At 54.2% G+C, this 23537-nt stretch carries 19 protein-coding genes and 1 pseudogene; 11 read left to right on the top strand and 9 right to left on the bottom strand.

From position 1 onward, the window contains the following. The first annotated feature begins 172 nt into the window (after positions 1-172). The 8 genes from ssuD (at position 173) to F3I44_RS18110 (ending at position 9702) form a co-directional block, all read left to right on the top strand. On the top strand, positions 173-1345 hold the full coding sequence (ssuD, locus tag F3I44_RS18145) for an FMNH2-dependent alkanesulfonate monooxygenase (protein WP_150015180.1): 1173 nt from the start codon (positions 173-175) through the stop codon (positions 1343-1345). A gap of 25 nt (positions 1346-1370) precedes the next feature. Then, on the top strand, positions 1371-2783 hold the full coding sequence (locus F3I44_RS18140) for an FAD/NAD(P)-binding protein (protein ID WP_150019506.1): 1413 nt from the start codon (positions 1371-1373) through the stop codon (positions 2781-2783). Positions 2784-2851: 68 nt separating this feature from the next. After that, positions 2852-4261, top strand: a complete 1410-nt coding sequence (locus F3I44_RS18135) for an LLM class flavin-dependent oxidoreductase (RefSeq protein WP_150015182.1) — start codon at positions 2852-2854, stop codon at positions 4259-4261. Further along, positions 4258-5274: a methionine ABC transporter ATP-binding protein gene (locus F3I44_RS18130; protein ID WP_150015183.1), complete on the top strand. Its 1017-nt coding sequence runs from the start codon at positions 4258-4260 to the stop codon at positions 5272-5274. The genes F3I44_RS18135 and F3I44_RS18130 overlap by 4 nt, the downstream gene beginning before the upstream one ends. Then, on the top strand, positions 5271-5975 hold the full coding sequence (locus F3I44_RS18125) for a methionine ABC transporter permease (protein WP_150015184.1): 705 nt from the start codon (positions 5271-5273) through the stop codon (positions 5973-5975). Before F3I44_RS18130 ends, F3I44_RS18125 begins: the two co-directional genes overlap by 4 nt. Further along, entirely contained in the window at positions 5972-6847 is an 876-nt protein-coding gene (locus tag F3I44_RS18120; RefSeq protein ID WP_150015185.1) for a MetQ/NlpA family ABC transporter substrate-binding protein, read from the top strand. The genes F3I44_RS18125 and F3I44_RS18120 overlap by 4 nt, the downstream gene beginning before the upstream one ends. Before the next feature lie 184 nt (positions 6848-7031). Next, the gene (locus tag F3I44_RS18115) at positions 7032-8492 is read left to right on the top strand and encodes an MFS transporter (protein ID WP_150015226.1); all 1461 of its coding nucleotides are present in this window, start codon (positions 7032-7034) and stop codon (positions 8490-8492) included. Further along, on the top strand, positions 8485-9702 hold the full coding sequence (locus F3I44_RS18110) for a monooxygenase (protein ID WP_150015186.1): 1218 nt from the start codon (positions 8485-8487) through the stop codon (positions 9700-9702). Before F3I44_RS18115 ends, F3I44_RS18110 begins: the two co-directional genes overlap by 8 nt. A gap of 34 nt (positions 9703-9736) precedes the next feature. Here F3I44_RS18110 and F3I44_RS18105 read toward each other — a convergent pair whose 3' ends face one another. The 7 genes from F3I44_RS18105 to F3I44_RS18075 all read right to left on the bottom strand — a co-directional run bounded on the left by F3I44_RS18105 (position 9737) and on the right by F3I44_RS18075 (position 16814). Then, positions 9737-10387 (bottom strand): methionine ABC transporter permease, encoded by a 651-nt coding sequence (locus F3I44_RS18105; RefSeq protein ID WP_061060926.1) that lies wholly within the window; start codon positions 10385-10387, stop codon positions 9737-9739. Further along, positions 10371-11471: a methionine ABC transporter ATP-binding protein gene (locus tag F3I44_RS18100; RefSeq protein ID WP_150015187.1), complete on the bottom strand. Its 1101-nt coding sequence runs from the start codon at positions 11469-11471 to the stop codon at positions 10371-10373. Before F3I44_RS18100 ends, F3I44_RS18105 begins: the two co-directional genes overlap by 17 nt. Positions 11472-11473: 2 nt before the next feature. After that, positions 11474-12283 (bottom strand): MetQ/NlpA family ABC transporter substrate-binding protein, encoded by an 810-nt coding sequence (locus tag F3I44_RS18095; protein WP_150015188.1) that lies wholly within the window; start codon positions 12281-12283, stop codon positions 11474-11476. A gap of 33 nt (positions 12284-12316) precedes the next feature. Beyond that, positions 12317-13666, bottom strand: coding sequence for an LLM class flavin-dependent oxidoreductase (locus F3I44_RS18090; protein WP_150015189.1), 1350 nt, complete (start codon positions 13664-13666; stop codon positions 12317-12319). After that, entirely contained in the window at positions 13663-14853 is a 1191-nt protein-coding gene (locus tag F3I44_RS18085) for an SfnB family sulfur acquisition oxidoreductase (protein ID WP_150015190.1), read from the bottom strand. Before F3I44_RS18085 ends, F3I44_RS18090 begins: the two co-directional genes overlap by 4 nt. Before the next feature lie 9 nt (positions 14854-14862). Beyond that, positions 14863-16074: an SfnB family sulfur acquisition oxidoreductase gene (locus F3I44_RS18080; RefSeq protein ID WP_150015191.1), complete on the bottom strand. Its 1212-nt coding sequence runs from the start codon at positions 16072-16074 to the stop codon at positions 14863-14865. 272 nt (positions 16075-16346) lie between these two features. Further along, on the bottom strand, positions 16347-16814 hold the full coding sequence (locus F3I44_RS18075) for an SgcJ/EcaC family oxidoreductase (RefSeq protein WP_150015192.1): 468 nt from the start codon (positions 16812-16814) through the stop codon (positions 16347-16349). Positions 16815-17743: 929 nt separating this feature from the next. On the opposite strand from F3I44_RS18075, the gene F3I44_RS18070 reads away from it, so the two are divergent. Then, entirely contained in the window at positions 17744-18781 is a 1038-nt protein-coding gene (locus F3I44_RS18070) for a tyrosine-type recombinase/integrase (protein ID WP_150015193.1), read from the top strand. Positions 18782-19136: 355 nt separating this feature from the next. Here the strand turns inward: F3I44_RS18070 and feoB are convergent, their stop codons facing one another. Together feoB and F3I44_RS18055 are read right to left on the bottom strand one after the other, a co-directional pair. Beyond that, positions 19137-21464 (bottom strand): Fe(2+) transporter permease subunit FeoB, encoded by a 2328-nt coding sequence (gene feoB, locus F3I44_RS18060; RefSeq protein WP_150015195.1) that lies wholly within the window; start codon positions 21462-21464, stop codon positions 19137-19139. Further along, a complete protein-coding gene (locus tag F3I44_RS18055; RefSeq protein ID WP_150015196.1) occupies positions 21464-21688 on the bottom strand; it encodes a FeoA domain-containing protein in 225 nt (74 codons plus the stop codon). The genes feoB and F3I44_RS18055 overlap by 1 nt, the downstream gene beginning before the upstream one ends. 286 nt (positions 21689-21974) lie before the next feature. Here F3I44_RS18055 and F3I44_RS18050 point away from each other — a divergent pair. Together F3I44_RS18050 and F3I44_RS18045 are read left to right on the top strand one after the other, a co-directional pair. Continuing rightward, positions 21975-22296, top strand: a pseudogene (locus F3I44_RS18050) (WbuC family cupin fold metalloprotein); the annotation flags it as partial. Positions 22297-22935: 639 nt separating this feature from the next. After that, on the top strand, positions 22936-23217 hold the full coding sequence (locus F3I44_RS18045) for a hypothetical protein (RefSeq protein ID WP_150019505.1): 282 nt from the start codon (positions 22936-22938) through the stop codon (positions 23215-23217). The last annotated feature ends 320 nt before the right edge of the window (positions 23218-23537 follow it).

The following is a 23537-nucleotide window of genomic DNA, read 5'->3' as shown; positions in this document are numbered from 1 at the left end:
CTGCCTCTGTTGCCAATGCAGCAGATTAACGCCAGTCAGCAGGTTGCTATATGACTGAATTTTAATAATAAAAAAATTTCACCGTACTGGCACGCATCCTGCTAAAGCCTATATAACCAAAGGGATTAACCCTATGTGATAAATTCGAATATCGTTATAAAGGAATCTGCTAATGAGTCATGCGACACAGGAAAACCTCAACCTCTTCTGGTTTCTGCCTACCCATGGTGACGGGCGCTATCTGGGCACCACCGAAGGCGGCAGAGCAGTTGATTTACCCTATTTACAGCAGGTTGCGCTGGCGGCAGATAATCTGGGCTACTACGGTGTGTTAATCCCGACCGGTAAAAGCTGCGAGGATTCATGGTTGGTCGCCTCGGCACTGGCACCGATTACCAAAAAGCTGCGCTATTTAGTGGCCGTGCGTCCCGGCCTGCAACCGCCCAGCCTGGCGGCGCGTATGGCGGCGACGCTGGATCGTCTTTCCGGCGGCCGGTTGCTGATCAACGTGGTCACAGGTGGCGATCCGGTGGAGAACAAAGGCGACGGCATCTTCCTGAGTCATGAAGAGCGCTATCAGGTGACCAAAGAATTTCTTGAGGTCTATTCCCGCCTGCTGAAAGGCGAGAAGGTCGACTTTGAAGGCGAACATATTCGCGTGGAAGGCGCTGAGATCCTCTTCCCGCCGGTGCAGGAAGACGGTCCGCCACTCTATTTCGGTGGCTCGTCTGAGGCCGCTATCGACGTTGCTGCGAATCAGATCGACACCTATCTGACGTGGGGCGAGCCGGTTGAGCAGGTCGCGGAGAAACTGGCGGTGGTTCGCCAGCGGGCGCAGGAGAATGGCCGCACGCTCTCTTATGGCATCCGGTTGCATGTCATTGTACGAGAAACGGAAGAGGAAGCCTGGGCAGCGGCCGATCGGCTGATTTCGCATCTGGATGAAGAGACTATTGCCGCCGCGCAGAAGATCTTTGCCCGCATGGACTCCACCGGTCAGGCGCGGATGAGTGCCTTGCATCAGGGTTCGCGGGAGAGCCTGCGCATCGGTCCCAATCTCTGGGCGGGTGTCGGCCTGGTGCGCGGCGGCGCAGGAACTGCGCTGGTCGGCAATCCGCAGCAGGTTGCCGATCGTATCCGGGAGTATCAGGCACTGGGCATTGAGAACTTTATCTTCTCCGGCTATCCACACCTTGAAGAGGCACACCGCTTTGCTGAACTGGTCATGCCATTGTTACCGCTGGCCGCCAACGCCGAAAAGAAACAGCGCAGCGTGAATACCGGCCCGTTTGGTGAAACCATCGGCGGCGACCGTCGCCCGGCTAAACAGGCCAGCGCCGGCTAGTTAGTTAACAGAAAAAGGCTCGCTTATGTCACAACAGCAGATTGTCATTATCGGCGGCGGGTTCACCGGCACTGCGCTGGCGATCCATCTGGCCCGCGCTGGCCAGGCGGGGTTGCAGGTGACGGTGATTGAACCTCGCGCGCAGCTGGCGCAGGGCGTGGCATACGGCACTACCGATCCAGCCCACCGCATTAATGTGCCAGCCGCCAGAATGCAGCTTGTCGGTGATGAAGAGGGGGCATTTGATCGCGACTATCGCGCCTCGCCCGACTTCAGGGCCGATCCAGAAGCGCTGTGGCATGACGGTAATGTCTACCCGCAGCGCGGTGAGTTTGGTCACTGGGTCAATGCGCAGTTTGTTCATCAGCAGCAGCACTCACCGGTGAAACTGAGCCATCTGCGTGACAGTGCCGTCGCTTTTAAAGATGGCGTGGTGACCACGGCCTCCGGGCAGCAGATTCATGCCGATCAGGTGGTGCTGGCGATCAGCCATCCTCCGCCGGATCTGCCTGCTCTGCTGAGGCCGTTACAGGGCCATCCGGATTTGATTGCCAATCCCTGGCAGCGCGACGCGCTGGCGCAGGTCGCCCGTGACGATCGGGTCGCGATTATCGGTTCAGGCCTGACCATGTCCGATGTCGTGGCGTCACTGGATCGCCAGCTGCACCGCGGAAAGATTACCGGCTTCTCCCGTCGTGGTCAGTTGCCGCGCGCCAACCTGAGTGGCAGTTTTGAGAACTACACGCTGGATTACGATCAGCCGCAACCTGCGACCGCGCGCGGCTGGTTACATCGGGTGCGACAGGAAGTTAAACAGGCGGCGGCGCTGAATCTGCCCTGGCAGCTGGTGCTGGATGATATTCGCCGTAACGGTCAGCGCATCTGGCAGAGTCTTTCGCTGCATGAGCAGCAGCGCTTTCTGCATCACCTTCGCCCCTGGTGGGATGTTCACCGCTACCGCATTGCGCCGCAGGTGAGCCAGGTTCTTAGCCAGCAGCAGGCCAGCGGTCAGCTGTCGCTGCTGGCGGCACGTCTGATTGCCGCTGATGCGAGGGGAAACACTCTTCGGCTCACGCTGCGCCTGCGTGGCGCGCAATCACACATGCTGGAGGTGGATAAAGTCATTGTCACCACCGGCCCTGCACACAACGCTCTGCTTAACAGCACTGCGCTGCTGCGTCAGCTCCATGGCGATGGCGTTATCCAGCCTGACCCGCTGGCGTTGGGAATCCGGGTCAATGCGCTATCACAGACGCTGAATGCGCAGGGCAAGGCTAATCCACATCTCTATGTCGCCGGGCCTGCCGCGCGGGGGCGCTTTGGCGAGCTGATGGGATTACCGCAGGTGGCGGAACATGCTGAATCTGTAGCAAGGCAACTGCTTAGTGCCCCGCCACTGCCGCTCAGCGAGCGATGTCCCGGCTCACTCACCTACTGAACCTTCCTCCTGAAACACACTTTAAAAGGTGGGCGGCAAGCGATTGCCGCATCCGCTCTGGAGTCGCTATGTCATCGCAACGTGAAATTCGCCTGAATGCTTTCGATATGAACTGTGTTGGTCATCAGTCACCCGGCTTGTGGGCGCATCCCCGCGACCGCTCATGGCAGTACAAGGACCTGGCATACTGGACCGATTTAGCCCGCCTGCTGGAGCGCGGTAAGTTTGACGGGCTGTTTATTGCTGACGTGCTGGGTGTCTACGACGTGCTCAACGGTAATAACCATGCCGCCATCCGTCAGGCGACACAGGTGCCGGTTAACGATCCGCTGGCATTAATCACGCCGATGGCCATGGTGACGGAACACCTGGGCTTTGGCCTGACCGCCTCGTTGTCGTTTGAACACCCCTACCCGTTTGCGCGACGGATCTCGACCCTGGATCATCTGACCAAAGGCCGTATTGGCTGGAATATTGTCACCTCCTATCTGGAAAGTGGTGCACGCAACATTGGCCAGCAGACCCAGACCGATCACGATGCACGCTACGACTACGCCGATGAGTATCTGCAGGTTATCTATAAGCTGCTTGAAGGAAGCTGGGAAGACGACGCTGTCCTGCGTGATCGTGAACGTCATATTTTCAGCGACCCCAGTAAAATCCATCCGATTAACCATCAGGGAACGTTTTTCCAGGTGCCGGGTATTCATCTTTGCGAGCCGTCACCGCAGCGCACGCCGGTGCTTTATCAGGCCGGTGCCTCCAGCCGCGGTAAAGCCTTTGCAGCGGAGCATGCTGAATGTGTATTTGTCGCGGCACCGTCGAAAGTGCTGCTGAAGAAAACCGTGGCGGATATTCGCCGCAGGGCCGCTGAGGCGGGACGCGACCCGCGTTCCATACTGGTCTTCAATCTGCAGACGGTGATAGTGGGTGAAACTGACCTGGCGGCACAGGCCAGATGGCAGGAGTACAAAAGCTATGTCAGTTACGAAGGCGCGCTGGCGCTCATCTCGGGCTGGACAGGTATTGATTTCGGGCAGTATCAGCCGGATCAGGTCCTGAAGCATCTGCATACCAACGCCATTCAGTCGGCGGTCGAAACCTTCTCCACGGCCGACCCCAACCGTCAGTGGACGGTGCAGGGTCTGGCTGACTGGGTGGGCATTGGCGGTTTTGGCCCGCTGCTGGTGGGTAGCGCCGAAACTGTGGCCGATGAGTTGCAGAGCTGGGTTGAAGAAACCGACGTTGACGGGTTTAACCTCGCTTACGCCGTGACGCACGAAACCTTCACTGACGTGGTGGAACTGCTGGTGCCGGAACTGCAAAAGCGCGGCGTTTACAAGCAGGACTATCAACCCGGCACGCTGCGTGAGAAGTTGTTCGGGCAGGGACCACGGCTGGCAGTGCCGCATCCGGGTGCCGGTTATCGCCGTATCACAGGCGCGGAGCAGTGGACAGAAAGCGTGGAGGCCTCATGATTGAGATTACGGGGCTGAGTAAAACGTACGCCGGGCCACAGAACCGTCAGATTGAGGTGCTGAAAGATATTACGCTCAGCGTTCCTGCCGGTTCAATTACGGCGGTCGTCGGGCCAAGCGGCGCGGGAAAATCGACGCTGGCAAAGTGCATCAGTCTGCTGGAGCGACCGACATCGGGAAGCATCCGGGTCAATGGTGAGGATCTCTCACATTACACGGGTGAGACTTTACGTCACAAACGTCGGGCGATAGGCACGGTGTTTCAGTCATCCGCGCTGCTGCAGCGCAAAACCGCCTGGGAAAATGTGGCGCTGCCGCTGGAATGGCTGGGCGTGGTGCCTGTGGAGATCAAACGCCATGTTGGTACGCTACTGGAGAGCGTCGGTCTGAGTGACAAGGCGGGCTTTTATCCGTCTCAGCTCTCGGGCGGCCAGCGCCAGCGTGTGGGTATCGCCCGGGCGCTGGCGCTTAAGCCCTCGGTGTTGCTGGCTGACGAGGCTACGTCCGGGCTTGATCCGGATGCCACCCGCGCCATTCTGACGTTACTGAAAACCCTGCGCGATCAGTTTGGGCTATCAATCATCTTTATTACCCACGAAATGGATGTGGTGCGGCGCGCAGCCGACGCCGTCGCGCAGATTGCAGACGGCAGGCTGGTGCAACAGGGCCATTTACGTCAGCTGCTGGCCACGCCCGATTCGTCGCTCGGCCAGCAACTGTTCCCACTCCAGCCACTCGCTGGGTCCGGCGATCTGCTGCTGCAACTCACCTATGGCGACCGCCCGATTGCTATCGACTGGATCAGCCGTCTGACGCAGCAGTTTGCCGTGCAGGTGGATCTGCTGGCCGCACACGTTGAGCAGGTTGGCGATGCGCTGGCGGGACGGATGCGGGTGGCCATTCGCTTTTCCCATTCTGGTATCACGCCCAGGCAGGTGACAGAGCAACTGCAGCACTATGGTATTCATGCTGAGATCCTGGAACAACGTGCGGCCCTGCAGGAGGTGGTATGAAACCGGCTGACGTATTGAGCCAGGATACGCCGTGGAACCAGATCCCGGCGCTGATGCTGCCGGCCTACGGAGAAACCTGGCTGATGGTGGCTGTGGTGATGCTGTTTGTGGTGACACTCGGTGGCCTGCTGGGGGTGGTGCTGTTTAACACCTCGCGGCAGGGGCTGTTTCCGCACAGGACGCTGCACCAGATTCTGGGCTGGATTATCAACATGGGCCGTTCACTCCCTTTTCTGGTGCTGATGGCCGCCATTATCCCTTTTACCTTTTGGCTGACCGGCACCACTATTGGCATCCCCGCAGCCGTGGTACCGATGATCATCGCCGGCACGCCCTTTTTTGCCCGACTGGTCAGCAATGCGTTGCGTGAACTGCCCGCTGATGTCACCGCCGTGGGCCTGGTCTCCGGCGGTTCCACATGGCAAATCATTACCCGCGCCCAGATCAGTGAAGCCCTGCCCGCAATTGTGGCAGCCATTGTGCTGAATCTTATTTCGATGATTGAGTATTCCGCTATCGCCGGAACGATCGGTGCCGGGGGGATTGGCTATCTGGCTGTGGTTTACGGTTATCAGCGTTTTGATAATCACATCATGGTGGCCACCATTATGGTGCTGATCGTCACTATTCAGCTGGTTCAGTTTTTAGGCGACCGTTTGATTTCGGCGCTGCAACCTTATCAGGGAAAACATTCAACATGACGCATCACGACTTTGAAATCCGACAGAAGAAAAAATGGCCGTGGGTAGTGGCTGGGGTGGTCTTACTGTTGATTGCCGCTGCGGTCTGGTATCAGGTTGCGCACAAGGCCCGCACCGTCACTTTTGGCACCACGCTGAAAGTCCATTTTGAACCGGCGATGGCCGGTGAAGAGCGGCTGATTCAGTTTGTGGCGCAACATATAGCGCCCGACTACGGCATTAAACTGGAGGCGGAAGGATTGCAGGATCCGGTACAGGCCGATCGCGCAGTGGCGGAGGGTAAATATGCCGCCACCGTCTATCAGCATCAGTGGTGGCTGAAACAGGTGGTGGATGCCAATAAATTTCCGCTGACAGCCACCCTGCCGCTGTTCCAGTGGGCGTTTGGCATCTACTCAGATCGCTACCGTGCCATCAGTGAACTGCCACAGGGCGCGGAGATTGTGGTGCCCAATGATGGCGCTAATCAGGGACAGGCCTTATGGCTACTGCAGCGTATCGGCCTGATTGGCCTCGATCCGGCGATTGAGCCACGCACCGCAAAACTCAAAGACATCAAAGAGAATCCTCATGGTTTCAACTTTAAAGAGCTGGATCTGTTGACCATGCCACGTGCGCTGAATTCGGTTGATGCAGCCATCGGTTATGTTTCACAGTTTGATGCCGGAAAAGTACCGCGCGAAAAAGGCATTTTATTCCCGCCAGCCCCTCGCACCTTTGCCTCTCAACTGGTTATAGGTACGCCCTGGCTGGCAGATGAAAATATTGTCCGGCTTAAAAAAGCCTTCGCCGACCCCCGGCTACAGCAGTGGCTGAAAGAAACGCAGGATCCGCTGGTGAAAGGCGTGCTGGTGCCGGTTTCCGCAGAATAATCAACAGGCCTGGACTGGCCCGAACCGGATGAATCACTGCATTCATCCGGTCTTTTCCATGTCTGATAAATGAGATTAACTTATTGAATTATATAGAATAGTTATCCATATTTGTTGGTTGTTTACTGAGCCGGGAATGCCTATAAAAACCTCGTTACCTGCTGAATATAATAACGAGGATATGATGAGTACATTAGAGATTGACAACACCCTGACCGCTCCGCCGCCCCACTCCACGCCGGTTCGTTCGGTGAGTGATGTGGCCCGGCTAATCAACAGTAATACGGAGAACAACAGCTACGCCCGCTGGATTGTGTTCCTGGCGCTGGGCGGTGTATTTCTTGATGCTTACGATCTCACCACGCTCTCTTATGGTATTGACGATGTCGTGAAAGAGTTTGGCTTAACCCCGGTGCTGACCGGACTGGTCACCTCTTCAATTATGATCGGCACTATCGTCGGTAATCTGGTTGGCGGCTGGCTGACCGATAAATATGGCCGCTACTCGGTGTTTATGGCGGACATGCTGTTCTTTGTGGTCTCTGCGATAGCTGCGGGTCTGGCACCCAACGTCTGGGTATTGATTGGCGCACGCTTTCTGATGGGCATCGGGGTCGGGATCGATCTGCCGGTTGCCATGGCCTACCTGGCAGAGTTCTCTAAATTCTCCGGCAAAGGCAACAAAGCGTCGCGTCTCGCGGCCTGGTGCCCGATGTGGTACGCCGCGTCATCTGCCTGTTTCTTTATTATTTTTGCGCTCTATTTCCTGCTGCCTGCCGAACACATCGACTGGTTATGGCGTGCCTCGCTGTTGTTTGGCGCGGTACCGGCGCTGCTCATTATCGCCGTGCGCAGCAAATTCATGAATGAGTCACCGCTGTGGGCAGCCAATCAGGGAGACCTGAGCGGTGCAGTTCGTATCCTGCGCGACTCCTACGGCATTATTGCGCATGAAGAGCAGCCCGAAAAAACCGAAACCGCGAAAGCGGCCCCGAAAGTGAGTTTCCGCGTGCTGTTTCAGAAGCCTTACCTCGAACGCACGATCGTCAGCGCAGTAATGAACGTCTGTATCGCATTTGAGTACACCGCCATCGCATTCTTTCTGCCCTCTATCCTGGCGCAGTTCCTGGGCGCGGGCGTGTTTGAAACCATCTCCGCCTCACTAGGGCTGAACGCGCTGTTTGCCTTTACCGGCGGTCTGCTGGGGATGCGGCTGGCATGGAAGTTCCCTTCCAGACATGTGGCGATTGCGGGTTTTGCCCTGCAGTTTATTGCGCTGATCTCGCTGGCGCTGATCGGTCATCCACAGGCCACTGCTGGCGTGGTGTTTGCCGTGCTCATGCTGGGACTCTGGCTGTTTGCCGAAGGGTTCGGCCCCGGTGCGCAGTTAATGATCTATCCGGCGCTCTCTTATCCTACCCACATTCGCGCAACCGGTGTTGGCTTCAGTCGCTCGCTCTCTGGTATCGGCAGTGCGCTGGCACTATTTATCCTGCCCATTCTGCAGGCCCGTTATGGTACCAACATGTTCTGGATCGTCTCTCTCGCCGCCCTTATCCCCATTATTTTCCTGTTGATTATCCGGTTTGAACCGACCCGACAGGACATTGATGAACAATCTGCAACAGGAGAAGATCATGTCTGAATTAACCCGTACTGAATTTTCCGCGCTGACCGAACAGTTCCGGCCACTCTTTAACCGCATTGCTGAAGGCGCTGCCGCGCGTGAAATCAACCGTACTCTGCTGCATGAGCCAATCCGCTGGCTGAAAGAGGCGCGGTTCGGCACCCTGCGCATCCCCAAAGAAGAAGGCGGCTTCGGCGTCTCACTGCCGCAGCTTTTTTCTCTGCTGACCGCGCTGGCTGAAGCGGATTCGAATCTGCCGCAGGCACTGCGCGCGCACTTTGCCTTTATTGAGGATCGCCTGAATCAGCCGGAGAGTGAGGATCGACGGCAATGGTTCCGCCGTTTCGTGGATGGCGAGCTGGTGGGCAGTGGCTGGAGTGAAATCGGAGCGGTTAAGCTGGGTGAGGTCAACACCCAGGTCTCACCGGCAGAGGGAGAATGGCGCATCAGCGGTGAGAAGTTTTACAGCACCGGCACGCTCTATGCGGACTGGATTGATGTCTATGCACAGCGGACTGACAACGGCCGCGATGTCATCGCGCTGGTGAACACGCATCAGAATGAGGTAGAGCGTGATGATGACTGGGATGGTTTCGGGCAGCGGCTGACCGGCAGTGGCACCACACGCTTTCATCATGCCCGCGTGGAGCAGCCGCACGTTTATGATTTCAGTGAGCGCTTTCGCTATCAGACCGCATTTTATCAGCATGTGTTATTAGCTACGCTGGCGGGTATAGGCCGGGCCGTAGTGCGCGATGCGTCAAAGGGGGTCGCACAGCGTAAACGGATTTACAGCCACGGCAATGCGCCTCAGGTTAAGCAGGATGTGCAGGTGCTGCAGGTAGTCGGTCAGATCAGCAGCTGGACCTGGGCCGCTGAAGCCGCCGTTGATCGGGCGACCCACTCACTGCAACGGGCATTTGAACTGCAACTGAGCGGTGCGAATGAAGCGGAGCTTCACGCGGCGAACGTTCAGGCAGAGGTGGAGTCCGCCCGGGCGCAGGTCGTCGCGGTGGAGTTAGTGACGCGAGCTGCCACGGAGTGCTTCAATGCGCTGGGCGCGTCCGATACCCGCGTCAGCAAGGCGCTGGATCGGCACTGGCGCAACGCCCGCACAGTGTCATCACACAACCCGGTGATCTACAAAATCCGCAATGTGGGTGACTGGGAGGTCAATGGCAACGATCCGACATTTATCTGGCAGATCGGCAACGGCGAAGGGGCATAAAACAGCAAGGCCGGGGGAACCCGGCCTTATACGTTTAGCGATGGTTCAGGCGACGCGACAGCCGATCGCCACACAACTGAAGGAGTGTCACCAGCGCAACCAGCACCACAATCACTGTCACCATCACCTGCATATCAAAACGCTGATAACCATAACGATACGCCAGATCCCCCAATCCGCCTGCACCGATAGCGCCGGCCATGGCTGACGCGTTGATCATCGTCACCAGCGTGATGGTAAAACCGCTGACGATGCCAGGCCGCGCTTCAGGCAGCAGCACATGCCAGATAATATGCCAGCGATGAAATCCCATGGCCTGTGCCGCTTCGGTCAGCCCTTTATCAACTTCACGCAGGCTCACTTCCGCAATACGGGCAAAAAACGGGGTAGCTGCAAGGGTGAGCGGTACGACGGCTGCCCAGACGCCATAGGTGGTTCCCACAATCCAGCGGGTAAAGGGAATTAACGCCACCATCAGGATCAAAAAGGGAATAGAACGAAAGAGGTTAACCACCCAGCCCAGCACCCGATTAAGGAGTGGGCTGGGAAAAAGATCGCCGCGTCCGCTGACCACCAGAATCACCGCCATCGGTAAGCCCAGCGCGAGCGCGAGCGCAGAGGAGACACCTACCATCAGCAGCGTATCCAGAAAGGCGACCCATAAACGTTCAATAGCCGGTGACATAACCTAATACCTCCAGTCGATCGGCGATGTGCGCCAGTTGTGTTGTCACAGATTGCGCCTCGTGTCGGGCATCCAGCAGGAGCAACAACTGGCCGGTGGGTTTGCTGTCAACCCACTCGATAGCGCTGTAAATCAGGGTGATTTCGCCTGCGAGCTCTGCACTCAGCGCACCGATATCGGGTTGTGCACCCTGCCCTGTGTAACGTAACCGGACTAACAAACGGGATTGATGATGTTGCCGGTGGGCAGTCAGGCGTGTGACGACCGACTCCGGCAGAGCATGATGATTGGGGTTCAGCAGCTGGCGCGTCGTCTCCTGCTGCGGGTCGCTATAAACCTGCCAGACCGGGCCGCACTCAATGATTTCACCCTGATCGATTACCGCAACGTTGTGGCAAAGGTCATGAACGACGTCCATCTCATGAGTGATCAATACAATGGTAATATGGCGTTGCTGATTGATCTTTTTAAGCAGCGCCAGAATCGAGCGTGTCGTTTCGGGGTCGAGTGCTGATGTCGCTTCATCGCACAGCAGCAGTTCCGGATCATGGACCAGCGCACGGGCAATACCGACGCGCTGTTTCTGTCCACCGGAAAGTTGTGCGGGCCAGGCGTGTTGCCGCGCCTCCAGCCCGACCAGCGCCAGCAGCTCATCCACTTTGCGCGCCCGCACGGCAGCAGGTACGCCTGCCACTTTGAGCGGTAGCTCAATATTCTGCCGTACGGTTTTGGCCGATAGCAGATTGAAGTGCTGGAAAATCATGCCGGTGCTGCGCCGCCATTCGACCAGTTGCCGCGTGTTAAGCGCGCTGATATCGGTGCCATCGATCACAATGCGCCCGGCAGTCGGCTCTTCCAGACGATTGAGGCAGCGGATGAGCGTAGATTTTCCCGCACCGCTGCGGCCAATGATGCCGAATATTTCTCCGCGATGGATCCCGAGATTAATATTGCGCAGTGCATCCACAGACTGGCCGGGATAACATTTACTTAATGCTTCAATGATGACGTGTGAAGCACCGCTGGTATGGCGCGTAGCGGCATCGGACAATGCCGACGTCTCAGGGATGCTAAGGCTGACCATGTTTACTGGCTCCAGCCTGGCTGATAGAGTTTGCCATAGAAATTGTCGAGGCTGGCGCGTACTACCGGAGAGTGCTGATAGATATCAACAAACTTTGCCAGTCGCGGATCGTCCTGATGGCCCTGACGGATTACAAACTGAATCACATATTCCGGGTGCTCCAGCCCGTCGAACAGCAGCGCCTTATTGGGATCAATTGTCTTTGCCAGACGCAGATAGTGTGGGTAGCCCTGCGCCAGGTCGACCTCTTCCAATGACCGTGAGAGCTGTACGGCTTCCACCTCGATAATTTTCAGCTTTTTTGGGTTGCTGACGATGTCATCAACGGTTGCTTTCAGTCCCACACCCGGTTTGAGCGTAATCAGCCTCGCCTTCTGCAGCAGTAATAATCCGCGTGCGCCATTAATTGGATCGTTGGCGATAGCAACGGTGCCGCCTTCGGGAATCTGATCAATCGCACTGTGTTTTTTGGAATAAAGACCAATGTTATTAATGATGGCCGGCGCATAAGCGACCAGGTGGAAGCCGCCAGACTGATTAGCATTCTCCAGAAAAGGCTTGTGCTGGAACAGATTGACGTCGATATCACCGTTTTCAACGCTGACGTTAGGTGCCGTCCAGTCGGTAAATTCGACCAGTTCAACATCCAGGCCCTGCTTCTTTGCTTCGGCGACGGCGGTCTCCAGCGGCGGGGCAAACGCGGCGGTGGTCCCCACTTTGAGCGGGCCGGAGTAGTTCGCTGCGGTCGCAGCGGCACTGAGAGTCAGCAGCAGACCGCCCAGGGCGGCGCGTAGTGTTTTTGAGCGTGTCATAGTGATTCCTTGAGGTTAAATAGATCAATGAGGTCAGGCGGAATGACGCCAGCGTGCCGCCGGGTGACGTTCGGGCAGGCGATCCTGCTGGAAAATTTTGTGGCGCAGTGAACCGGGCTGGTAAGCCGTTTTATAGCGCCCGCGCAGCTGGAGTTCAGGTACAACTAAATCGATAAAGTCGCGATAACTCTGCGGGTTCAGAATGCGGGTCAGATTAAAGCCGTCAATGTCGCCTTCATCCATCCAGTGCAGCAGCGCGTCCGCGACCTGCGCGGGATTACCAATTATGAGTGGATAGCGACTGCCCATCGCATGCTGCTCCAGCAGGCGACGACGGGTCCAGCCGCTGTAGGCTTTACTGACCGATTCGATAGCCCTGGTCTCCCCGCTGATAATGGGCTCGTCGAGCTCAAAGGCGGCCAGATCGAGACCAATGGAACTGGAGAAATGGGCAATGCCCGCTTCCGGGCTGGCATATTCAAGATAACTGCGGTGTTTCTCCTGTGCTTCACGCTCTGTCGGGGCCACGATTACGCCGACACCCATAAAAATGCGCAAATCATCTGCACGTCGGCCTGCCTCCACCGCCGCCTGCCGCAGTCGCTGTGTCTGCTGCCGCATCGCTGTGGGTGTCGCTGCGTTAACAAAAGTGCATTCAGCATGACGCGCAGCAAACTGAATCCCGCGTGCAGAGGTGCCCGCCTGAAACAGCAACGGGGTACGCTGGGGGGACGGACTGCTGAGGTGATAGCCCTCAACCTGATAAAATTCACCCTGATGCCTGACCGGATGAATTTTCGTGGCGTCTGCGTAAAGGCGATTCGCGCGATCGACAACCAGCGCATCATCCTGCCAGCTTCCTTCCCATAGCTGATAACTGACATCGAGAAACTCATCAGCCTGTGCATAGCGCTCATCGTGTGCCAGCAGCTGTTTGTTTCCCATGGCACGGGCGGCGCTGTCCAGGTAGCCGGTGACGATGTTCCAGCCTATCCGTCCCTGAGTCAGATGGTCGAGTGTTGATAGACGGCGCGCAAAAGGAAACGGTGCTTCATAACTGAGATTAGCGGTAACGGCGAAGCCAAGATGCTGCGTAACGCCCGCCATAGCCGAAACCAGCATCAGCGGATCGTTGACCGGTAGCTGTATTGACTCGCGTGCCGTTAGCGTAATACCCTGCTGATAAACGTCATAGACGCCCAGAATATCCGCAATAAAGAGCCCATCGAACAGTCCGCGTTCCAGCAGGCGTGCCAGATCAGTCCAGTGGGCCAGCGTATTGAACTCGATTGAACGATCTTCAGGGTGCGTCCACATACCGTGATGGATATGGCCGACACAATTCATATTAAACGCGTTGAGCAGAATCTGTTTCTGAGTCATAGCGTGCCCCGGCGAGGCGGCAGAACACCATTCAAAAGGTAATTGCCGATGGCAGGATATTTCCAGCGTACCGGATCGTGCAGGGTATGGGTGCGAGCGTTACGCCAGTGGCGATCAAAATTATATTCACGCAGGCTGGAGCGTGAACCGCCCAGTTCAAACAGCAAATTAGCCGCTTCCAGCGAGACTTCTGTCGTCCAGGCGCGCGCTCTGGCTACCTCAACCGAGGCCAGCGCTACCGTCGCGGCGTCAGACTGCTGTTGCGCGGCGTCGATGACTGCGCCTGCCTCAGCTAAGAGGGCGTCACCGGCGCTCAGTCGCGCCGCCAGACGTCCGGTGCGATCGAGCGTTAAGGGGTCATCAGTGGCACGCGTTACCCCGCTGTCAGGCCAGGGCCGGGCACGCTGGCGCAGAAAGTCGAGCATGTCGTTAAATGCGGCGCGTGCAATTCCCTGATCGATAGCGGCGTGCATAATCTGCGCAAAAGGGCCGACAGTCGTTGGCCGCTCAAATGCTGTCTGAAACGGCACCACATCTGCAGCATCCACCGTGACGTTTTCGAAGAGGACGCTGCCGCTGCCTGTGGTGCGCTGACCAAACCCGCTCCAGTCATCAATAACGGTCACACCCGCCAGATGACGTGGCACAAATACCAGTTGCTCTTTATCCTCTTCATCGCGCGCAGCCGTGGGAATGCGGTCAGCAAACAGCGCACCGGTAGCGTAGAACTTGTTGCCGTTGATAATATTGCACCGAATCTGCGTGGTCCGCTGATGTGCGGCACGGGAGGAGAACTCAGCCAGCGCATTACCCAGATGCACGCCAGTCAGTACTTCCCGATACAACCGCTGTTTTTGTGATTCACTGCCGTTAACGCGCAGAACTTCCAGCGCGTAGTAGTGATTCTGCGGAACCTGACCGATCGCTGCATCAGCCTCGCTAATCAGCGTGATCACAGACACGAGTGTGGCGGTTGATACGGCAATGCCTCCATAGGCCTGCGGCACGGTAATCGCCCCTAATCCTGATTGAAACAGGGTCTGCAGAGGGGAATGCGGCAGTTCACGTTCACGATCTCGCGCTGCGGCCCCCTCGCGGAACTGCTGCGCCAGTTGCGCAGCCACTTCCAGTGCATGCTGCTCGTTACAAATACGGGAAGCATACTGTTTGGGCTGAACCTGACTCATTCTGTCTCCTTAAATCCATGCATGACGCGCGGGGTAGATCGCATTGAGGTAGTAATTGCCTATAGCGTATGTTTTCCAGCGCACCGGATCGTGCAGCGTATGAGTGCGCGCATTGCGCCAGTGGCGATCCAGCCCATGCTGCAGGAGCGTGGCGCGACTGCCGCCCCACTCCAGCAATTTTTCACTGGCACGCAGCGCAATGTCGGTGGTCAGCACTTTGGCTTCCGCTACGGCAATAGAGGCGGCTGCGCTGTTTTCCACTGTCAGTGCCTGCTGATCGAGTGAATCAAGCATCTTTGCGGCTCGGCGCAGTAAGGCATTTGCGGCGCTCAGTTCAGTACTGATACGACCGATGTCAGCAAGGATGTAGGGATCGTCAGCGTTGCGCTCCACGCCTGCATCCACCCAGGGGCGTGAGCTGCTGCGGACAAACTCCAGTGCATCGTCCAGCGCACCCTGGGCGATACCGGCATCAATCGCCGCCTGAATCAGCTGCGAGACAGCACCGCGCAGGGTCGGTTTTTCAGCTGGCGGCAAGGGGATAAGCAATGCAGGATCTACGGCAACCCGATCAAGCCTTACCGTGCCGCTGGCCGTGGTTCGCTGACCCATGCCTGACCAGTCATCAATAATCTCTACGCCGTCGGCAGGCAGCGGGATAAAAGCCATTGCAGGCTGGTCACCCTCCTGCAGAGCGGTGGTTACCAGAATGTCTGCGAATAATGCACCGGTTGAATAGAATTTCTCTCCGGTCAGATGGTGTTCCAGACCGTCACTGACCAGCCGTGCCTGAATGTCCCGCGTATGGCGGGTGTTCTTCTCGGGGCCCCCGTTGCCCAGTCGTTTGCCACTGACCACCGCCTGCAGCAATGTTGACTGTTGTTGCGGGTTGCCTTCGCCAAGAATGAACTGGATCAGACCAAAGTGATTTTGCGGAATCTGGCCCAGAGAGGGATCGCTGGCTGAGATGATGCGGAATACCTCCGCGATTGTCTGAAAATCCAGTCCCCCGCCACCATAGCGGCGTGGAATACTGATGCTGCCCAGGCCGAGCCGGGTAAACTTGTCGAGCAGGTCGCGGGGGTAAAGTCGTTGCTGATCGCGTTCGATGGCACCAGGTTTCGCCTGTTCAGCCAGCGAATGGGCAGCCTGAATAGCCTGATCGCGTCGGGTAATGACGGCCGCCAGGCAAGTCTCGGGAGGATCTGAGATGAGTTTCATAGCGCTTCCGGAAAAAGAGACAGGCGTCAAAGCAGACTGGCTGATATTGAGCGCGTCACATTTATTAACGTTGAAAGCGATAATAGTCAGTTGGTCAGAACGAAGTAAATAGCGTGGTTATTACAATATTCGCAAAGCTAATTCATAATAAAGCTTTGCCTTCTTCGGGTGTTTCTGGTTGGTACTAAATAAATTTTTTTGACCATAACAATCAGCCTCTGAAATATCCAGAGGCTGATTTTAAAAAAATCAATAATAATGCGAAACGAATATTACTGGCTCACTGGTTCTGGCATAGCTGAAGAGTGATGGGTTGAGATTTTCCAGCCCTTACCATCCCAGACGTAAGTAAAGGTATAGCGTGCTGTAACGTGCGTATTATCTTTGAAGGTAAAGGTGTAAACGCCGGCATCAATCGCTTTATTACAGCCAATTCGGATGGTGCGGGAATCAATTTTACCGCTCGGACCTTTTTTCAGGAAGTCTTTAAAATAGTTGATGCGTTCCTGATCTGTCAGACGCACATGGTTTGAAATAGTTGGCAGCAGCACGGCATCGCTGACATATAATTCAGAGACTTTAGTGGCATCGCCAGTTGCCAGCGTAGTGTTCCATGTATCAAACAGATTGGCCACATCCTCCTCAGAAGCTTTAACACAGGTCACAGGCTGTTGAGCCAGCGTGATAGCGGGTGTGCACGACAAGCCTAACAGGCACAGCGACAATAACGTTTTTTTCATGAGATATCCTCTTTTTACCCTGGTGATTACAGCGTTCTGTGACTTAATTCAGACGCAGTTATAAAATTTTTTAACGCATCAGGAAGAAATGCCCGTTACCTTGCCAGAAATTAATTTTCGGCAATAGATTAATTATCAGTCTCATTTGATAAAGTATCTGGCATAAAGCATCAACGTTGCTTTTTATTTCAGGCTGAAAGATAACGGATAGTCGCTAACAGTTGACATTTAAATCTTTGCGAAGTCAGTATTTAGTTTTTTATTCTGATTTCGGATGCAGACATGCTCCGGGAGAGCGTGAATGAGAAGTGTTCATATGATGATGGCTGAGACAGCATGGGAAATTTTCGCTGCAGCAATTCAGTAAAAGAAGTGATTTCAAACGGATCTGATAGACAGAAGTTTCATTCGGGATCCTTCAATTATCTATAAATTAAACTGGCTGAATACATAATAAAATTTCAATCCTCAATAGTCTGTTAATTGAATTTCACGTTTTTTTCGCCTTACTCAGCGCATTGGAAGTGCTGACTTTATTCAGATTCTATTTATCAGGTTACTATTTCACGATTTCACTAGATAGTTATTCAGACTTCTCTTCTATTTTTCATTTTATGCCTTGTCATAAATAACCGCTTCGTCATTAACCCTGGATAGGTTGGTGTTTCGAACGTCTCCCTGCCTTACCCATTTGAGAATCTGTTTATCAGGTCAAAACCGGGCTGAATCCTGCACATTCACATGACTTCGTATAATTGTTCTTATACGAAGTCATGACACAGCAAAGTCGTCGGGTTATGATAAAGAGCAGCAAAGATTACCCTGCAAAATGGCAACGCTACGTAAATTCTGGCCGGTAATCCCCCTGCGAAATTCTCAGAATTCACGTAGCGCGATCATCGCGTTTTCTGATTGATAAGTGAGCAAAAATGAGCGAGATAGTGCCGTTAACCCGTCTGACGGTCACCCGGAACAGTGATATCACCGAACGGCTCAGGCAGTTCGTCCAGGACAAAGAGGCATTTTCCCCTAATACCTGGCGACAGTTGCTTAGCGTCATGCGAATCTGCAATCAGTGGTCAGAAGATAATCAGCGTACTTTTCTGCCGATGAGTGCAGAGGATTTACGCGACTATCTCTCTTTTCTGGCTGAAAGCGGTCGGGCCTCCTCGACTGTCACCTCCCATGCTGCGTTAATCTCGATGTTACACCGTAACGCCGGGTTGCCCGTTCCCAATGTGTCTCCGCTGGTTTTCCGCACCATGAAGAGAATTAACCGGGTTGCCGTCGTAAGCGGCGAGCGCGCGGGTCAGGCCGTGCCTTTCAGGCTGACAGACCTTATGGCGCTGGATAAAAAGTGGTCAGGTTCTGACAATCTCCAGGTGCTTCGTGACATGGCTTTTTTGCATGTCGCTTATGCAACACTACTGCGTATCAGTGAACTGTCACGATTACGGGTGCGTGATGTGATGCGTGCCGGTGACGGTCGTATCATTCTGGATGTGGCGTGGACAAAAACAATTGTGCAGACTGGCGGATTGATCAAGGCGCTCAGCACTCATTCAACCCGGCGGCTTGAAGAGTGGATTGAGGCATCCGGCCTTTCCAGTCAGCCTGATGCCTGGCTGTTCAATGCAGTACATCGCTCTGGCCGGATAATTATTACAGAAAAACCAATGAGTACCCGGGCACTGGAACAGATTTTTAAGCGCGCCTGGCGAACGGCCGGTAAAGCAGGTGCAATAAAAGCCAACAAAAATCGTTATACCGGCTGGAGTGGTCACAGTGCACGAGTGGGAGCAGCTCAGGATATGGCAGATAAAGGCTATCCTGTCGCCCGGATCATGCAGGAAGGCACCTGGAAAAAACCGGAGACGCTGATGCGCTATATCCGTCATGTGGATGCGCATAAAGGCGCTATGGTGGAGTTCATGGAACAGTATGCTGAACCCGATATTCCCGGCTGATAGCTTCATGAAGCGCGAATTTGACCTGTTTTCAGGCCAGAGTTATCCACAGAAAAAGTGGACAGCCTGTGTGTAAGCCGGTACGGTTTATCACTATTGCGGGAGCATGGTCGGTTCATCCGGCTGATTTCATTACTTTCTTCGTGCTGCCATACCATCTGCTGTGAATCTGTCTCTGAGATAGCAACTGCCAGCTTAACAGGAATGACCAAAACGCGCGGTGCGCCAGGGGATATCGATCAACGCTCTTCACTGATGTTCCTGACTTATCACTGTCAGCGAAAGGACGATCGGGTATCTCTCCGCTGCGGCGCTGATAAATCAGCATCGCAACGGAGAGCATCGATGTTTATCTTTACTGCGCGTAGCCTTTCTGTTTATCACAGCTTCCGTGGCAGCCGCGACAACCTCTTTTTTCCTCTCCAGGCATAACCGGTATTGCCTGCACCCTGTTTCCAGCTTTACGCAGTGTCAGCAGGATGATTCCATTCAGCAACAGCACGCTTATCAGGCAGACTGCACTGAATGCAGGATGCGCGTTAAATGTGACGGTCTGATAAAAGAGTGTCGCCATGGTATAGGCGATGTTAAGCCCCCAGAAGAATGAGAACATCATCCATTTTTTCCCGGCCTCTCGCGCGATTGCACCCATGACTGAGACGCAGGGAACGTAGAGCAGGACAAAGATTAAATAGCTGTAAGCGGCAAAGCCGCTGCCAAATTTTGCTGCCATCACGCCCATTGAACCGGATGCCATCTCACCATCGCCTTTACTGGCATCAATAGGATGGGCCAGCGAATCAATTCTGAATGCAGCCGTCAGGCCCGTCCAGGTTTCCGTCAGCGCCTCTTTCAATTCATCCGCCAGGTTAAAAGCCTGCGGATTAAACACACTACTCTGAATCGCCTCCGTGGTGTAAAGGCTGTTAAGCGTACCGACCACAACCTCTTTTGCCATAATGCCGCTCACCAGCCCCACTGTCGCCTGCCAGTTATCCTGTGTCACGCCGATGGGCAGAAGCACGGGTGTGATGGCTTTACTGGTCGCTGCCAGCGCAGAGTGATTTATGTCATCAACCAGCTGACCATTGAATGCAAAGCTGCTCAGCACACCAATCAGCATACTCACCAGGATAATGACCTGACCGGCACGCACTACAAACATTTTCAGCCGTTGCCAGCTCTGCAGCAGCAGGCTTTTAAGATGAGGTCGGTGATAGACCGGCAATTCCATGATAAACGGTGAAGCTTCGCCACCCAGCAGAGTATGCTTGAGCACCAGTCCGGTCACAATCGCCACGACAATGCCCAGCAGATAGAGTGAAAATACCAGGCTGGAACTGTGAGCATCAAAGAATGCCGCGGCGAACACCGCAAAGATTGCCAGCCGCGCGCCGCAGGACATAAAAGGTGCAATCAGTACCGTAAGCAGACGCTCACGCGGCGTGTCCAGCGTCCTTGTACCCATGACTGCCGGCACATTACAGCCAAAGCCGACAATCAGTGGCACAAAAGATTTTCCCGGCAGGCCAAGTGACTGCATCAGCCGATCCATCACAAAGGCGGCGCGCGCCATATAGCCTGAATCCTCAAGGAAAGAGAGGAACAGGAACATCAGGCCAATTTGTGGAATGATTGGCAGCACGGTATTGATACCGGCACCCAGCCCCTGCGCCAGAAAAACCGTCAGCCAGACCGGGAAGTGGCAGACATATCCCAGCCATTGTGCGCCATGAATGAATATCGCCACCGAACTGCCGTCGAACAGCGGCTGCAATGCCGCGCCGATATTAATAGAGAGAACAAACATCACATACATCACGGCCAGGAATATCGGAATGCCCAGCCAGCGGTCCAGCACAATGTTATCAATCTTGCGGGTAAGGCTGGCTGGGGTAGCCTGATGAATGTTACTGACGGCCGCACAAACCGCATTAATGGCACGATAGCGATAATCGGCAATCTGCACGCCCGTATCGCCACCCGCCCGCTCCATAATCTCAGGCAAGGTTGGAAGCAGTTCCGGGCAAAGTTTCTGGCTGTTGATATCGCCTTCAAGCAACTGCAATGCCAGCCAGTACCTTTTCTGCGGGGTCAGCGACCCGGACATCCGCAGGCTGAGCTGCTCAATCGCGGTTTCAATCGCGGCCGGATATGGCACCTTTTCTGGGGCGCGATAAATAGGTGGCTGGTCAATCAGTGCTTTTAGTTGAGCGATACCGTCGCCTTTGGTTGATGTCAGTGAAACCACCGGACATCCCAGGCGGGCTGACAACGCTGCGGCATCAATTGTGATGTTCTGGCTTGCGGCAATATCCTGCATGTTCAGGGCGACAATACAGGGTACGCCAAGCTCAAGTAGTTGAAAGGTCAGGAACAGGTTACTTTCCAGACTGGAAGCATCGACGACGTTAATCACTACATCGGCGGAATTCTGGTAGAGATACTGACAGGCGATGCTCTCATCAATAGAGCTTTCAGCGGATAGCGTAGTCAGCGAGCGAGTGCCGGGCAGATCGATGAGCCGGACGTCAGACTGTGCAGTAAAGAACTGTCCTTCTTTACGTTCAACCGTGACACCCGCCCAGTTACCGACCCGCTGGCGAGCACCGGTCAGCTGATTAAACAGTGTGGTTTTGCCGGTGTTGGGATTGCCAATCAATCCGATGGTAATCTTTTTCATCAGATGACTTCCTCCAGAATGATGTCGGCCAGATCACGCTGTCGCACCGCCAGGCTGACACGGCGGGTACGAATCTGAACCGGATCGCCCATAGGTGCCACGCGAATAACCTCCACCACTGCCCCGGGCAGCATGCCCATTGTCAGTAATTTTTGCCGCCAGGCGAAATTGACCGATGGCTGATAACCAAGGATTCGGTAGGTGCTGCCCATGTTAATTGCCATACCACGCTCTGCCTCTGAGTAAGAAGCACTCATTCTATAAATGATAAGCGTTTCGGTTTTTGATCTGGCTTCAGGCAGACAGTGTAAAAGCGCTCAAAATGGCTTTCGTTTAGGAAACAGAGAACCTCTTTCTGTCACCTGCTATCACGCGATACAGACGATCTTTGTGAGTTCTGCCATCGTCAGTTTTATAGCGTTAAGCAGCATCTATTATCCGGGCTGAGATTTGTTCCGCGAATGCAGAGGTTATACATCCGTTGAGAATGGCAAAAGCCTTACGGCAACCGTCCGTCCTCATCGACATCCGCATACTTTTGAATTGCTGACCTCGCTCTGTGGGCGGTTTCAGGTATTACACTTTGATGAAAATGGGTATGTTACCCAACGGGTGGTGTTAGGAGAGGGGTGCAAGGTCATGGAGACGGAAGCAGGCACCTGGCATGCGGTGTTATCGTTGGGGTGTTATTTTTGAGGTTAAACACGGGGGTTACCAGTCTGTGACTGAACAAGACTTAGCGCCATGGGCACCCGCCGAAAATGAGCCGGGCACTGGGGAGCTGATGGAATGGTATGCTCGGGCACAAGTAGGGGATTCTTTTATCCGATAATTATTGTTTTACGCGGAGTAGACAGTATCGCTAGCGATGCTGTTTTGCCGCTTTATCCTGGCCTGACTGAATATCTTTCCTGGTGTCTTTTTGCTCTAACTCTGGTGTGGCGGCATACACTGTTTTAATCAGCTAAGAATTTTCAAAAGTGCAGGATTCCTGCCGTAAAATTTAAAATTCTGTTAATACTGACCATGAAAAGTGCCGCTTTTACATAAAAGCTAACCGGATTAAATAATTGAAATATAGGTTCATTACAAAAAGATTAGCCTCCAGACTCGCCTGGAGGCTAATCAAGCGTTAAATATACTGATTTTTAAGAAAAAAATCACTTATTTCGTTACTCAGGTAAAGAAATGATGGGCGAATCACGATGCGGATTTTAATTTATTTTACTTAATCAGAAATTGCGTACGCAAACGATCTTGTTTTCATGATATGGAAAAATAAAGTTATGTGTATGCCAGTTCTAACGGGCCTTGCTCTTATCAAGTCAATCAAAAAAAATCCATTTACGATTTATTTTAACTTTCTTTTGATAATGATAATTGACATTCAGGGCAGCTACAACCTCAGTACTTCTTGCTAAAATCCCCCTGCATTACCAGTTAAATTATACAGACATAAAAGGATGTTAAAATGCGTGAATTGAATATGTCAGAAGTGATTACCGTAAGTGGTGCCGACATCGGTTACTCGAAACTTCTTAGCTTGTGGAATGATGCGGGTCTGAACTCGCAGGGCTATTTTAACTATGACCGTGCCGCTAAAAGTATCAATGCATTGGGTTTTGCCAGCGCAACAGAGAATAAAGACTGGAATAACTCATCCATTGGTGAGGCTGGCTGGATACTTAATAGCGCGGGCGAAAAAGTAACATGGTTCAACAACGGCATCTTTATGGCTTTCCAGATTGGCTGATTTGAGGCGGCTGACACGGTTTACTTAGCCAGACGTAACTGTGATCGATAAAAGGTTTCTGAAACTATCCTGATTCAGAAACCTTTTTTATCTTTAATACTCACCTGTGAGGGACTATCAGACCAGCTGGTTGTCATGTAAAACATGTCTCAGTTTACAGACCGGCCTCAGAGTTAAGGTATTACAAAGCCGTCATAACGATATTGTGCACAATAGCCGTACCTGCCTGAGCGAAAACCGGATAGAAAGTATCTGCCTCTCATTTCTTTAAGACGCTACGGTCCCCCATCTTTAAATTCCGAAAAGAAGATAACAGCAGA

The sequence above is a fragment of the Pantoea sp. F_5 genome (assembly GCF_008631595.1).
Taxonomy (GTDB): Bacteria; Pseudomonadota; Gammaproteobacteria; order Enterobacterales; family Enterobacteriaceae; genus Pantoea; species Pantoea gossypiicola.
The sequence above is the reverse complement of the archived record's forward strand: the minus strand, read 5'-3'. Positions and strand labels throughout refer to the sequence as shown.

What these genes read in the sequence shown, in the direction of transcription:
- ssuD (WP_150015180.1), top strand. Translation starts at nt 173, where the DNA reads ATGAGTCATGCGACACAGGAAAACCTCAACCTCTTCTGGTTTCTGCCT.
- F3I44_RS18125 (WP_150015184.1), top strand. Translation starts at nt 5,271, where the DNA reads ATGAAACCGGCTGACGTATTGAGCCAGGATACGCCGTGGAACCAGATC.
- F3I44_RS18140 (WP_150019506.1), top strand. Translation starts at nt 1,371, where the DNA reads ATGTCACAACAGCAGATTGTCATTATCGGCGGCGGGTTCACCGGCACT.
- F3I44_RS18055 (WP_150015196.1), bottom strand. Translation starts at nt 21,688, where the DNA reads ATGGCAATTAACATGGGCAGCACCTACCGAATCCTTGGTTATCAGCCA.
- F3I44_RS18100 (WP_150015187.1), bottom strand. Translation starts at nt 11,471, where the DNA reads ATGGTCAGCCTTAGCATCCCTGAGACGTCGGCATTGTCCGATGCCGCT.
- F3I44_RS18110 (WP_150015186.1), top strand. Translation starts at nt 8,485, where the DNA reads ATGTCTGAATTAACCCGTACTGAATTTTCCGCGCTGACCGAACAGTTC.
- feoB (WP_150015195.1), bottom strand. Translation starts at nt 21,464, where the DNA reads ATGAAAAAGATTACCATCGGATTGATTGGCAATCCCAACACCGGCAAA.
- F3I44_RS18085 (WP_150015190.1), bottom strand. Translation starts at nt 14,853, where the DNA reads ATGAGTCAGGTTCAGCCCAAACAGTATGCTTCCCGTATTTGTAACGAG.
- F3I44_RS18105 (WP_061060926.1), bottom strand. Translation starts at nt 10,387, where the DNA reads ATGTCACCGGCTATTGAACGTTTATGGGTCGCCTTTCTGGATACGCTG.
- F3I44_RS18080 (WP_150015191.1), bottom strand. Translation starts at nt 16,074, where the DNA reads ATGAAACTCATCTCAGATCCTCCCGAGACTTGCCTGGCGGCCGTCATT.
- F3I44_RS18135 (WP_150015182.1), top strand. Translation starts at nt 2,852, where the DNA reads ATGTCATCGCAACGTGAAATTCGCCTGAATGCTTTCGATATGAACTGT.
- F3I44_RS18070 (WP_150015193.1), top strand. Translation starts at nt 17,744, where the DNA reads ATGAGCGAGATAGTGCCGTTAACCCGTCTGACGGTCACCCGGAACAGT.
- F3I44_RS18075 (WP_150015192.1), bottom strand. Translation starts at nt 16,814, where the DNA reads ATGAAAAAAACGTTATTGTCGCTGTGCCTGTTAGGCTTGTCGTGCACA.
- F3I44_RS18115 (WP_150015226.1), top strand. Translation starts at nt 7,032, where the DNA reads ATGAGTACATTAGAGATTGACAACACCCTGACCGCTCCGCCGCCCCAC.
- F3I44_RS18120 (WP_150015185.1), top strand. Translation starts at nt 5,972, where the DNA reads ATGACGCATCACGACTTTGAAATCCGACAGAAGAAAAAATGGCCGTGG.
- F3I44_RS18095 (WP_150015188.1), bottom strand. Translation starts at nt 12,283, where the DNA reads ATGACACGCTCAAAAACACTACGCGCCGCCCTGGGCGGTCTGCTGCTG.
- F3I44_RS18090 (WP_150015189.1), bottom strand. Translation starts at nt 13,666, where the DNA reads ATGACTCAGAAACAGATTCTGCTCAACGCGTTTAATATGAATTGTGTC.
- F3I44_RS18130 (WP_150015183.1), top strand. Translation starts at nt 4,258, where the DNA reads ATGATTGAGATTACGGGGCTGAGTAAAACGTACGCCGGGCCACAGAAC.
- F3I44_RS18045 (WP_150019505.1), top strand. Translation starts at nt 22,936, where the DNA reads ATGCGTGAATTGAATATGTCAGAAGTGATTACCGTAAGTGGTGCCGAC.